Annotated in this window: 14 protein-coding genes; 11 read left to right on the forward strand and 3 right to left on the reverse strand. The window is 59.0% G+C overall.

Annotated features, from left to right (window positions below):
- Positions 1-7: 7 nt before the first annotated feature.
- The 7 genes from LQK91_RS06835 (at position 8) to uraH (ending at position 5,580) form a co-directional block, all read left to right on the forward strand.
- Positions 8-676, forward strand: a complete 669-nt coding sequence (locus LQK91_RS06835) for an amino acid ABC transporter permease (protein ID WP_008924825.1) — start codon at positions 8-10, stop codon at positions 674-676.
- The gene (locus LQK91_RS06840) at positions 676-1,332 is read left to right on the forward strand and encodes an amino acid ABC transporter permease (protein ID WP_033742952.1); all 657 of its coding nucleotides are present in this window, start codon (positions 676-678) and stop codon (positions 1,330-1,332) included. The genes LQK91_RS06835 and LQK91_RS06840 overlap by 1 nt, the downstream gene beginning before the upstream one ends.
- Positions 1,313-2,044: an amino acid ABC transporter ATP-binding protein gene (locus LQK91_RS06845; protein WP_003852570.1), complete on the forward strand. Its 732-nt coding sequence runs from the start codon at positions 1,313-1,315 to the stop codon at positions 2,042-2,044. Before LQK91_RS06840 ends, LQK91_RS06845 begins: the two co-directional genes overlap by 20 nt.
- Positions 2,045-2,264: 220 nt before the next feature.
- Positions 2,265-3,500 (forward strand): pyridoxal-phosphate-dependent aminotransferase family protein, encoded by a 1,236-nt coding sequence (locus tag LQK91_RS06850; protein ID WP_003852571.1) that lies wholly within the window; start codon positions 2,265-2,267, stop codon positions 3,498-3,500.
- Positions 3,497-4,750, forward strand: coding sequence for an allantoate amidohydrolase (hpxK, locus tag LQK91_RS06855; protein ID WP_003852572.1), 1,254 nt, complete (start codon positions 3,497-3,499; stop codon positions 4,748-4,750). Before LQK91_RS06850 ends, hpxK begins: the two co-directional genes overlap by 4 nt.
- Positions 4,751-4,753: 3 nt before the next feature.
- Complete coding sequence (gene uraD / locus LQK91_RS06860; protein ID WP_003852573.1) at positions 4,754-5,248, forward strand: 2-oxo-4-hydroxy-4-carboxy-5-ureidoimidazoline decarboxylase; 495 nt, start codon at positions 4,754-4,756, stop codon at positions 5,246-5,248.
- Positions 5,245-5,580 (forward strand): hydroxyisourate hydrolase, encoded by a 336-nt coding sequence (gene uraH / locus LQK91_RS06865; protein ID WP_003852574.1) that lies wholly within the window; start codon positions 5,245-5,247, stop codon positions 5,578-5,580. Before uraD ends, uraH begins: the two co-directional genes overlap by 4 nt.
- An 11-nt stretch (positions 5,581-5,591) precedes the next feature.
- On the opposite strand, the gene LQK91_RS06870 is transcribed toward uraH, so the two are convergent.
- Together LQK91_RS06870 and LQK91_RS06875 are read right to left on the reverse strand one after the other, a co-directional pair.
- Positions 5,592-6,359 (reverse strand): amidohydrolase, encoded by a 768-nt coding sequence (locus LQK91_RS06870; RefSeq protein ID WP_003852575.1) that lies wholly within the window; start codon positions 6,357-6,359, stop codon positions 5,592-5,594.
- Positions 6,347-7,507, reverse strand: a complete 1,161-nt coding sequence (locus tag LQK91_RS06875; RefSeq protein WP_003852576.1) for a pyridoxal phosphate-dependent aminotransferase — start codon at positions 7,505-7,507, stop codon at positions 6,347-6,349. Before LQK91_RS06875 ends, LQK91_RS06870 begins: the two co-directional genes overlap by 13 nt.
- 448 nt (positions 7,508-7,955) lie before the next feature.
- Between LQK91_RS06875 and LQK91_RS06880 the strand changes: the two genes are divergently transcribed.
- From LQK91_RS06880 to LQK91_RS06890, 3 genes are read left to right on the forward strand one after another with little or no spacing between them, the layout of a single operon-like run.
- Entirely contained in the window at positions 7,956-8,570 is a 615-nt protein-coding gene (locus LQK91_RS06880; protein ID WP_003852577.1) for a methylthioribulose 1-phosphate dehydratase, read from the forward strand.
- Positions 8,567-9,250 carry an acireductone synthase gene (mtnC, locus tag LQK91_RS06885; RefSeq protein WP_003852578.1) on the forward strand — a complete coding sequence of 228 codons (684 nt, stop codon included), beginning with the start codon at positions 8,567-8,569 and terminating at the stop codon, positions 9,248-9,250. The genes LQK91_RS06880 and mtnC overlap by 4 nt, the downstream gene beginning before the upstream one ends.
- A gap of 1 nt (position 9,251) precedes the next feature.
- Positions 9,252-9,794, forward strand: coding sequence for a 1,2-dihydroxy-3-keto-5-methylthiopentene dioxygenase (locus LQK91_RS06890; RefSeq protein ID WP_003852580.1), 543 nt, complete (start codon positions 9,252-9,254; stop codon positions 9,792-9,794).
- Between the two features lie 54 nt (positions 9,795-9,848).
- On the opposite strand, the gene mtnA is transcribed toward LQK91_RS06890, so the two are convergent.
- The gene (gene mtnA, locus LQK91_RS06895) at positions 9,849-10,871 is read right to left on the reverse strand and encodes an S-methyl-5-thioribose-1-phosphate isomerase (RefSeq protein ID WP_003852582.1); all 1,023 of its coding nucleotides are present in this window, start codon (positions 10,869-10,871) and stop codon (positions 9,849-9,851) included.
- 121 nt (positions 10,872-10,992) lie between these two features.
- Here mtnA and mtnK point away from each other — a divergent pair, with 121 nt between their 5' ends.
- Positions 10,993-12,192 (forward strand): S-methyl-5-thioribose kinase, encoded by a 1,200-nt coding sequence (gene mtnK, locus LQK91_RS06900; RefSeq protein ID WP_003852584.1) that lies wholly within the window; start codon positions 10,993-10,995, stop codon positions 12,190-12,192.
- Positions 12,193-12,288: the final 96 nt, after the last annotated feature.

Below are 12,288 nucleotides of genomic sequence, written 5' to 3' on the forward strand. Positions count from 1 at the left end.
CGGATTCATGACCGGGCAACTTAACTTTCCCGCCCTGTGGCCCTACTGGCCGGAGCTGCTCTCCGGTCTGTGGGTCACCCTCCAGCTGACGGTGCTGGCGACGACCGGTGGTGTGGCGCTGGGCATTGCGGGCGCGGCGCTGCGCAGCGGCAAACCCAGCTGGATGAGCCGCCTGTGGGGCATCTATGTCGAGCTGATCCGCAATACGCCGTTTGTGGTGCAACTGTTCTTTATTGTTTTCGGTCTGCCTGCGCTGGGGCTGAAACTTACCGCTGGCGAGGCGGCGCTGCTGGCGATGCTGATCAACCTTGGCGCTTACAGTACCGAGATCATCCGCGCCGGAATTCAGGTAACACCCAAAGGGCAGTGGGAAGCAGGCCGGGTGCTGGGATTAACCCGCAGCCAGACGTTTTTGCGGGTGGTGTTGCCGCCTGCACTGCAGCGCATTTACCCGGCGCTGGTCAGTCAGTGCATCATCGTGATGCTGGGGTCGTCGGTGGTGTCCCAGGTTTCTTATGAGGAGCTGACCTTCGCCGCTAACCTGATTCAGTCGCGTACCTTCTTAAGTTTTGAGGTCTATCTGGTGACCACGCTGATCTACCTGGCGTTGTCGATTGCGATGCGCCATCTGCTGCTGGCAATTGGCCGTAAATGGTTTGGAGTGCAGCCATCATGATGACGACCTTTACTGACTGGGACATCCTGCGCAACCTGCTGCTGGCGGCGCGCTGGACCCTGTTACTGTCGCTGGTGGCCTTTGCCGGCGGAACGCTGGTAACGCTGCCACTGCTGTTTCTGCGTCTGCTGCAACGCAAGTGGCTGACGCGCGTGATACGCGGTTACACGGCGCTGTTTCAGGGCACGCCGCTGCTGATGCAGCTGTTCCTGGCATTTTTCGGCGTCGGGCTATTCGGCATTGATGTCGCGCCCTGGACCGCAGCTTCGCTGGCATTGACCTTCTACACCAGCGCCTTTCTGGTGGACATCTGGTACGGCAGCATTCGCGCCCTGCCGAAAGGGCAGTGGGAAGCGTCGCGCTGCCTCGGCCTGACCTTTGGTCAGACGCTATGGCGGGTGGTGGCACCTCAGGCGATCCGCATCGGTATCGCGCCGACCGTGGGCTTTGCCGTGCAGGTGATCAAGGGCACCGCGCTGGCCTCAATTATCGGCTTCATTGAGCTGACTAAGGCGGGCACCATTCTGAACAATGTGACCTATCAGCCGTTTAAAGTCTTTGGGCTGGTGGCGCTGGGCTACTTCCTGATGTGTTATCCGCTGTCTCGCTACAGCCAGTATCTGGAGAAAAAATTCAATGCCGCTCATCACCATTAATCAGGTGCAAAAATATTACGGCGACAACCATGTGTTGAAAGGCGTGGATCTGGATATCGACATGGGCGAGGTGATCTCGATCATTGGTCGCAGTGGATCCGGCAAAAGCACGTTGCTGCGCTGTATGAACGGGCTGGAAGGCTATCAGGAGGGCAGCATCAAGCTCGGCGGGATGACGATTACTGACCGTGATTCGCAGGCGCGTGAAATCAGCCGCTCGGTCGGAATGGTATTTCAGAGCTTCAATCTATTCCCGCACATGACGGCGCTGGAGAACGTGATGCTGGCGCCGCGCCGGGTGCTGAAGAAAAGCGAGGCCGAGTGCCGTGCGCTGGCGGCGCAGATGCTGGAGAAAGTCGGGCTGGGTGAACGTCTTAACTACTATCCTGCCAGCCTCTCTGGCGGTCAGCAGCAGCGCGTGGCGATCGCCCGTGCGCTGGCGATGACGCCGAAAGTTTTACTCTGTGATGAGATTACCTCCGCGCTCGATCCTGAACTGGTGGGCGAAGTGCTTAAAGTTCTGGAGCAGCTGGCGGCAGAGGGAATGACGCTGATCCTCGTCACCCATGAAATGAGCTTTGCCCGCGACGTGGGCGATCGTGTGGTCTTTATGCATCAGGGGCGCGTCTGGGAGCAGGGCGACAGTAAAACGCTGTTCGCCCAGCCGCAGACGCCGGAGCTGAAGCAGTTTATCTCTTCGGTTCGTCTCTAAATGTTTAGTTTGACAGGCGTTTATTGTTGCAGACAGTCTGACCACGGACAGCGCGGAACAACCGGAGCGTACACGAAGTACGTGAGGATGACTCGCTGTGCTCGCCCCTTCAGGGCCGCCCTTACGGGCGTTCAGGTTGCTAAAGCAGCCTGTGTGAGCACTGCCCGGGGCCAGAATGGCAAATAAAATAGCCTGTCGGGCATCAGAAAAGGAAATGATGATGGATATAACACAATACCCGCAACTCAATCCGCCACAGCGTCTGCTGATGGGACCGGGACCGATCAACGCCGATCCCCGCGTGCTGCGCGCCATGTCGAGCCAGCTGCTGGGTCAGTACGATCCCGCGATGACCCACTACATGAACGAAGTGATGGCGCTCTATCGCGGCGTGTTCCGCACAGAGAACCGCTGGACGCTGCTGATTGATGGCACCTCTCGTGCCGGCATCGAATCGATACTGCTCTCCGCTATCCGCCCTGGCGACAAAGTGCTGGTCCCGGTGTTTGGCCGCTTCGGTCATCTGCTGTGCGAAATTGCCCGCCGCTGTCGTGCGGACGTTCACACCATCGAAGTGCCGTGGGGCGAAGTCTTTACCCCGGACCAGATTGAAGATGCGATCAAAAAAGTGCGGCCACGCCTGCTGCTGACCGTGCAGGGCGATACCTCGACCACCATGCTGCAGCCACTTGAGCAGCTGGGGGCGATCTGCAAACAGTACGGCGTGCTGTTCTACACCGATGCCACCGCGTCGCTGGCGGGCAACCCGCTGGAAACGGATGCCTGGGGACTGGATGCCGTATCGGCGGGGATGCAGAAATGCCTGGGCGGCCCATCGGGCACGTCGCCGATCACCCTGAGCGCAGAGATGGAAGCGGTGATCCGCAAACGCAAATGCGTGGAGCAGGGGATCCGCACCGAGGCGCATCAGGATGGAGATGATGAAATGATCTACTCCAACTATTTTGATCTCGGCATGATCATGGATTACTGGGGGCCGGAGCGGCTTAACCATCACACCGAAGCGACCAGTGCGCTGTTTGGCGCCCGCGAGTGTGCCCGTCTGATCCTGCAGGAAGGGCTGGATAACGGCATCGCCCGTCACAAACTGCATGGTGAAGCGATGCTGAAAGGCATTCAGGGAATGGGGCTGGAGACCTTTGGCGATCTGAAAAACAAGATGAACAACGTGCTGGGCGTGATGATCCCGTCAGGTGTCAACGGCGATCAGGTGCGCAAACTGATGCTGGAGGATTTCGGCATTGAGATTGGCACCTCATTTGGTCCGCTGCATGGCAAGGTGTGGCGCATCGGCACCATGGGTTACAACGCGCGCAAAGATTGCGTGATGCAGACGCTATCGGCGCTGGAAACAGTGCTGACTCATGTTGGTTATCGCACGCCGCAGGGCGCGGGTGCGCAGGCCGCCTGGGATCACTACGGGAGCCAGGCATGATGATGAGTGCCAGCGAAGCTCAGGCCGCTGCACAGCGCGTGATGGCGCGCTGTGATGCGCTGGCAGCGATCAGCGAAACGGCTGAGGGCCTGACCCGCGTCTACCTGTCGGCGGAACATCTGCGCGCCAACGCCTGCGTCGGTGAGTGGATGCAGGCAGCGGGGATGCAGGTGTGGCAGGATGAAGTCGGCAATATCTGTGGGCGCTATGAGGCGGCAGAAGCGGGTGCGCCTGCGCTGCTGCTCGGCTCCCATCTCGACACGGTGCGCAACGCCGGCCGCTACGACGGGATGCTGGGCGTGCTCAGCGCCATTGAAACCGTACAGTGGCTAAATGAACATCAGCGCCGCCTGCCGCTGGCCATTGAGGTGATTGGCTTTGGCGACGAAGAGGGCACCCGTTTTGGCATTACGCTGCTGGGCAGTCGCGGGATTACCGGCAGCTGGCCGCAAAGCTGGGTGACACATCCCGACGGCAACGGCATTACTGTCGCGCAGGCGATGGCCGATGTTGGTCTCGACAGCGACAGGATCGCATCTGCGGCGCGGCGGGTTGAGGATATCGTCGGATATCTTGAGCTGCACATCGAACAAGGCCCCTGTCTGGAGCAGGAAGATCTGGCGCTGGGTGTGGTCACGGCGATTAACGGTGCGCGCCGCCTCAACTGTCGTTTCACCGGCGAAGCGGGCCATGCGGGAACGGTGCCGATGACGCATCGCAAAGATGCGCTGGCCGCCGCCGCCGAGTGGATGGTGTTTATCGAGCAGGCCACCCGTGAGCAGGATCCGCAGCTGGTCGCGACTGTGGGCACGATTAACTGCGCGCCGGGTGCAGTGAATGTGATCCCCGGCGAGGTATCGCTGTCGCTGGACGTGCGCGGTCCGCTGGATAATCCGCTGGAGACGCTGCTCTCCAGCCTGCTAACGCAGGCTGAGGCGATTGCGCTGCGTCGTGGACTTCGCTTCGAGTCGAACGAATATTATCGCATCGGTGCTACCGCCTGTGACTCCGCGCTGCAACAGGCGCTGAGCCATGCAGTGGAAACGGTGCAGGGTCGCAGTCTGTCACTGCCGAGCGGGGCCGGGCACGACGCTATCGCTATCGCTGAACGCTGGCCGGTCGGCATGTTATTTGTGCGTAACCATCGCGGCATCAGTCATCATCCGGCAGAGTCGGTGGCGCTTGACGATGTGGCCCCTGCGCTGCAGGCTTATCTGGAAGCGGTCTCGCTGATTGCCGGACGGAGTTAAAATATGGAGTTAGCCACATTTAATCAGCTGTCAGCTGACGAGGCGCAGTCGGCCATCCGGCACTGTGTGGCGATCCCGCACTGGCAGCAGTCGATGGTGGCGGGCCGGCCTTTTGCCACCATTGAGGCGCTACTGGCCACTGCCGATGCGCTGGCTCGCCAGTGGCAGCAGCCCGAGCTGGAAGCGGCCTTGTCGGCCCATCCCCGCATTGGCGAACGCGCGAACGGCGCGGACAAAGAGTCTGTACTGTCGCGTGGGGAGCAGTCCGCGATGCAGCAGGCCGATTATGCTCTGCAACAGGCGATGCAGCAGGGGAATAAGGCTTATGAAGCGCGTTTTGGCCGGGTGTTTCTGATTCGTGCCAAAGGGCGCAGCGGCGAACAGATGCTCGCAGAGTTGCAGCGTCGGTTGCAGAATAGCGATGTTACCGAGCAGCAGGAGGCGCTGGATCAACTGCGTGAAATTACCCTGTTACGCCTTAAGGAGACGATTCAATGAGCACTGTGACCACCCATATTCTCGACACGGCGCTGGGTAAACCGGCCAGCGGCGTGGCGATTTCACTGGAGCAGAACAGCCCGGAAGGCTGGTTTCCGATTTCACAGGGTGAAACGGACAGCGACGGGCGTCTGAAAGATCTGACGCCTGAGCCGCTGACGCCGGGCCACTACCGTTTAACGGCGGAAATCGGCGACTATTTTGCCGTCGCCGGTCGGGATGCGCTCTACGTCAGTGCACAGATCGATTTTATGATCGCTGAGGCGGGCAGCCATTTTCATCTGCCATTTCTGATTTCGCCCTGGTCCTGGTCAACCTATCGCGGCAGTTAACCGGCGGTGGTTTACAGCGAAAACCGGTCTGCATCCTGCCAGGCCGGGAAGCGCTCGCGGTAAGCCTGAAGCGCGTCCAGTGACAGCTCGGCATCCAGCCGGGCGCGCTGATGCGGCTCGGCCGCGCTGAGGATCTCCCCCTGCGGTGAAATAATCTGGCTGTCGCCACTGTAGTGATGCTGATTGCCATCGCTGCCAACGCGGTTACAGCCTGCCACGTAAGCCTGATTTTCAATCGCCCGCGCTAACAGCAGCGCCTGCCAGTGCAGCGCACGTGGCGCAGGCCAGTTGGCGACATAGAGCGCCAGATCGTAATCATTGCGGTTGCGCGAGAAGACCGGGAAGCGCAGGTCGTAACAGATTTGCGGCAGAATGCGCCAGCCGCGCCACTCAAACACCTGCCGCTGTTCGCCGGGCTGATAGTGGTGATGCTCGTCCGCCATACGGAACAGGTGACGCTTGTCATACTGATGCAGCGTGCCATCCGGTTCGACCAGCAGAAAGCGGTTTACCGCGCCGTGTTCTGTCTGAATTGCCGCGCTGCCGCCGACCAGGGCATCGGTACTGCGGGCATGCTGGTGCAGCCACTCAACCACCTGCGCCTCTGGCAGCGAGCTTTTCGCCGCCTCCATCGCAAAGCCGGTCGTAAACATCTCTGGCAGGATAATCAGATCGCGTCCGGTAAGTCCGGCCAGTTGCGCGTCAAAATGGCGCAGGTTGGCCTCGCCATCCATCCAGCTCAGCGTCTCCTGCAATAGCGTGATTTTCAAAGCTGACATAAGCGCTCCGCGGCGGCATCTAATGTCGCCGGCTGTTTGGCAAAACAGAGGCGGATCAGTTTATGGGGGAAAGCATCGGCGCAGAACACCGACAGGGGTATCGCGGCGACGCCGACTTCACGGGTCAGCCACTGGCAGAAACTGACATCATCCCGATCGGAGATGGCGCTGTAATCGACCAGTAAAAAGTAGGTGCCTTCGCAGGGCAGAACCTTAAAGCGGCTGTTGCTCAGCGCCGTGGCCAGCCGATCGCGGCGATCGCAATAGAACGCTGGCAGCTCAAGATAGTGTTCCGGATGCTCACGCAGCATATCGGCGATTGCCAGCTGCGCCGGGGTATTCACCGAGAAGGTCAGGTATTGATGCACTTTGCGCAGTTCAGCGCTGATCGCCGCAGGCGCAATGCAATAGCCCACTTTCCAGCCGGTCATGTGGAACGTCTTGCCAAACGACGACACCGCGATGGCGCGCTGACGCAAATCAGGATGGGCCAGCACACTGGCGTGGCCTGCCTCATCGAAGCAGATGTGCTCATAAACTTCGTCGCTCAGCACATAAACCGGGTGCGCCGAAATCGCCTGCCACAGCGCGGCGAAATCGGATTGCTGCCAGACGGTAGCGGTAGGGTTGTGCGGCGTATTCAGAATCACCAGCCGGGTTTTGTCACTCAGCAGCGCAGCAAACGCCTGCCAGTCCACCCGAAAAGCGGGCGGCTGCAGCGTAATGCGTTTCATCACGCCGCCAGACAACTCCACCGCAGGCGCATAGCTGTCGTAGCTGGGATCAAAGCAGATCACCTCATCGCCCGGCCGCACCAGTGCGGTAATCGCCGCATAGAGCGCTTCGGTCGCGCCCGCCGTCACCGTAATCTCCGCGTCAACATCCGGACGGTAATCATAAAGTCGCGCGGTTTTCTCCGCTATCGCCTCGCGTAACGGCAGCGCACCGGTCATCGGCGCATACTGGTTCGCGCCCTGGCTGACGTGATACGCCAGCCGCTGCTGCAGATAGTCCGGGCCGCTGAAATCGGGAAAGCCCTGAGAGAGATTGATGGCGTTATGCTGCTGCGCCAGCGCACTCATCTGGCTGAAAATCGTGGTGCCGAGTAGGGGAAGTTTACTCTCGGGGATCAGGTTGTGCTGCGTCATGGTGTCAGGCCTTAAGCGCGAAAATTGATGCGGTGTCACCCGGTGTTTGTGCCACTATAAACAGGATGGTAGTATTTGGCAATCAAGACGCTTAGACGGCTAAATGCGTCATGCTCCACATCTCTTCTGCGTTGGCTGCGCTTGCTTACCCCGGTCACTGACGAGTGTCAGCTCTCGGGGATGCGCGCACTTGCCGCCTTGTCCTGCCGACATGCTCCGCGCGGCAGCGGCGTTGGCTACGCTTGCTTACCCCGGTCACTGACGAGTGTCAGCTCCCGGGGATAAGCGCGCTTGCCGCCTTGCTGACACACGGATCATTTGGCAGGACCCGGAGAAGATGATTCGAAAGTCACGTACGCTTGCTTGCTGTTTAACATTTTTGAGCTGTTGTATTTTCATTATCATTATCTGAGCCACCTGTGATCTAATTTCACCGCAAGGAACCTTTATGTCGCAGAGTCTTCCGTTAGATCAGCTGGTCGCCGCCTGTCACTGGATTGGCGAAAAAGGCTGGGCACCGGCCACCGGCGGAAATATGTCCGTGCGCCGCGATGAACATGTCTGCCTGCTGAGTGAATCGGGCAAAGATAAAGGCACGCTGACGCGGGATGACTTTATTGAGGTCGATATCGCCACCAGTCAGTCGCTCTCTGGCCGTAAGCCGTCGGCAGAAACCGGCCTGCACACGATGATCTATCGCCTCTTTCCTGAGGCGGGCGCGGTACTGCACACCCACACGGTGAATTCGACCGTGCTGTCGCGGGTGGAGCAGGGTGCGGCGCTATTGCTGCACGGCTATGAGATGCAAAAATCGTTAAGTGGTCAGCATACTCACCTGGATACGCTGGCGATTCCCGTGTTCGACAATAGCCAGGATATCGCGGCGCTGGCGTCAGAAATTGAAGATTACGCCGCACGTTTTCCGCTGCGTTACGGCTTTCTGCTGCGCGGCCACGGCTTAACCTGCTGGGGCCGGGATGTCAGCGAAGCCCGCCGTCATCTGGAAGGTCTGGAATTTTTATTTGAATGTGAACGTCAACGTCGCCTGCTGGAGAAAGCATGATTCGCGCCATTGTTACTGATATCGAAGGCACTACCAGCGATATCCGCTTTGTACATAACATCCTTTTTCCCTATGCCCGCAAGCATCTGCCGGATTTCCTGCGTGAAAATGCGCACCAGCCGGACGTGGCGGCCGCACTGCAGTCGGTGCGCGAAGAAGCTGGTCAGCTGCAGGCCGATCTGGCTGGCGTCACAGATATTCTGCTGGGCTTTATGGACCAGGATCGCAAATCGACCGGCCTGAAGGCGCTGCAGGGCATGATCTGGCGTGATGGCTACGTGAACGGCAGTTTTACCGGTCATCTCTATCCCGACGTCGTGCCTGCGCTCAGCCGCTGGAAGGCGCAGGGCATTGAACTTTATGTATATTCCTCCGGCTCGGTTGCGGCGCAGAAATTGTTATTTGGCTACAGCGACGAAGGTGATATTACTGGCCTGTTCAGTGGCTATTTTGACACCCACGTCGGCGCCAAACGCGACGTCGCGGCTTATCGCACTATCGCTGCTGACATTGGCCAGCCAGCGGAGCAGCTGCTGTTCCTCTCCGATATTCATCAGGAGCTGGATGCCGCCGCAGAGGCGGGCTGGCAGACGTTGCAATTACTGCGTGGCGATGCGGACAATGAGAGCCGCCATCGTCAGGTGACGGATTTTTCCCAGATTAACCCGGAGTCGATTTAGCATGAGCGCACTGACTATTTTTACCGACCGTGAAGCCAGCCAGCCGGTGTGGCACAGCACTGACGCGGAAGCGATTCGTGACCGCCTGAATGCCAAAGGTGTCCGTTTCGAGCGCTGGGAAGCCGATCGTGATTTGGGTGAAAATCCGGATCCCGAAACGGTGATCAACGCCTATCAGCATGCGATTGATCGGCTGGTGGCGGAAAAGGGCTATCAGAGCTGGGATGTGATCAGCATGCGTGCTGATAACCCGCAGAAAACCGTGCTGCGGGAGAAATTTCTCAATGAACATACGCACGGCGAAGATGAAGTGCGTTTCTTTGTCGAGGGTGCCGGGCTGTTCTGCCTGCATCTGGATGGCGAGATCCTGCAGATCCTCTGCGAAAAAAACGATCTGATCTCAGTGCCAGCGGGAACGCCGCACTGGTTTGATATGGGGTCGTCACCCCACTTCACGGCTATCCGTATTTTCGACAATCAGGAAGGCTGGGTGGCGAACTTTACCGGCGATAAGATAGCGGATGCCTATCCGCGTCTGGCGTAATCTGTCAGCCTGTTATGCGAGGCGTCTCCATAGCGGCAAACGCCTCGCAGACCATTACTGCGGCTGGAAGATGCCGTCCTGCACCTGGTCAGGCGTCACCACGCCGGTGTCCAGCACCCAGCCGCTGATCAGCGCCGCTGGCGTCACGTCAAACGCCGGGTTATAAACCCAGGCTGCTTCTGGCGCCCACTGCACGCTGCCAAAACTGCCGGCAACGCCCGTCACTTCACTGGCGGCGCGCTGCTCAATGGGAATCGCTGCGCCGTCAGGACAGCTGCGATCCAGCGTGGTATGCGGGGCCGCCACGTAGAACGGGATCTGATGATAATGCGCCAGCACCGCCAGGCTGTAGGTGCCGATCTTATTGGCGACATCGCCATTGGCGGCAATGCGGTCAGCGCCGACCCACACCGCATCTACGTCGCCACGGGCCATCAGGCTGGCGGCCATGGAGTCGGTAATCAGGGTGTAGGGAACCGCCAGCTCGCCCAGTTCCCAGGCGGTTAAGCGGCCGCCCTGTAACAGCGGACGGGTCTCATCAACCCACACATTCTTAATCAGGCCCTGCTGATGGGCACGGGCAATGACGCCCAGCGCGGTACCCACACCCGCCGTTGCCAGCCCGCCGGTATTACAGTGAGTCAGCAGCTGGCTATTAGGTTTCACCAGCGTGCAACCCGCATCAGCGATGGCATCACACAGTTGCTTATCCTCCTGCACCAGCCGCCAGGCTTCCTGAGCCAGCGCAGGCGCAAAGTCCCGCTGGGCCAGCGCCCCTTTCATCCGATCAAGATTGTTCATCAGGTTGACGGCGGTAGGGCGGGCGGCGCGCAGGGTCTCCAGCGCCTGAGCCAGTTCAGCGCGCGGCTGCCCCTGTTCTGCCAGCAGCGCCAGCAGCAGCGAGGCAGAGAGGCCGATTAGCGGCGCACCGCGCACCCGCAGTGCATGAATATGTTCAATCAGTTGAGGCACGCTGTGCGCGGGCAGCCAGTTCTTCTGCTGCGGCAGTGCCTGCTGATCCAGAATCCAGAGCTGATTGTCACGAACCTGTAAGCTGGTGGTTTGAAGTGTCTGCATTGTGGGTGAAATCCATGTTGCGTTAATGATGCGTATTGTGCCAACATGCTGAACGGATGTATAGACGTCTGAACGGCTTATTACACCTGAGTGACCCCCTTCGAATGATGAGGAACAGGCAATGTCGCAATACCGTACCTTTACTGCTGCTGATGCTGTGGAATATGCCCGACAATTTGGCGGCGTGGACAATCCTGCCGCGCTGAGCAGCGCAGAAGAGATTGGTGATGGCAACCTCAACCTGGTGTTTAAGATTTATGACGATCAGGGCATCAGTCGCGTTATCGTCAAGCAGGCACTGCCTTATGTGCGCTGCGTGGGGGAGTCCTGGCCGCTGACGCTGGATCGGGCGCGGCTGGAAGCGCAGACGCTGGTCGAGCACTACAAATATTGTCCGCAGCACACGGTGAAGATCACCCATTACGATGCGGAGCTGGCGGTGATGGTGATGGAAGATCTCTCCAGCCATCGCATCTGGCGTAGCGAGCTCGTGAAAGGCGCTGACTACCCGGAAGCGGCTCAGCAGTTAGGCAACTATCTGGCGCAAACCCTGTTTCATACGTCCGATTTCATCCTGCATCCGCATCAGAAAAAAGCGGAAGTGGCGCGTTTCATCAATCCGGAAATGTGTGAAATCACTGAAGATCTTTTCTTCAACGATCCCTACACCAATCATGAGCGCAACAGCTATCCTGAAGCGCTTGAACCACTGGTCGCCAGCCTGCGTAATGATGATGCCCTGCGCATCGCGGTGGGCGGTCTTAAGCATCGTTTCTTTGCTCACGCCGAAGCACTGCTGCATGGGGATATTCACAGCGGCTCGATTTTCGTTGCTGACGGCAGCCTGAAAGCGATTGATGCGGAATTTGGCTATTTTGGTCCCATCGGTTTTGATGTTGGTACTGCGGCAGGCAACCTGCTGATTAACTACTGCGGCCTGCCAGGTCTGCTGTCTCCGCGCGAGGCCGCCGATGCCCGCGAGCAGCGCCTCAGCGATGTGCATACCCTCTGGACGACCTTTGCTTCAGGCTTCCTGGCGCTTGCGGCAGAGAAAACCCGCGATGAGGCGCTGGCTTATCCAGGCTATGCGGAAGCGTTTCTGCGTAAAGTATGGGCTGATACCATCGGTTACTGCGGCACTGAGCTGATTCGCCGCACGGTGGGAATGTCACATGTGGCGGATATGAAGCTGATTGCCGATCCGGCGATGCGCACTGACTGCATCCGTAATGCGATTAACCTGGGTCGTACGCTGATTCTGGCAGCCGATCACGTCGAAGATGTGGATGCGCTGATTGCCCGCATCCGTCAGGCAGGATAAAAAAAGCCGACATGATGTCGGCTTTCAGGTAAATCAAAAGCTGGCTATAAGAGTGTGCCCGCGCCGGTAACAGGGACAGATCGGAAAGTCGCTAAA

This window comes from Pantoea sp. MHSD4, from assembly GCF_021043305.1.
GTDB lineage: Bacteria > Pseudomonadota > Gammaproteobacteria > Enterobacterales > Enterobacteriaceae > Pantoea > Pantoea eucalypti.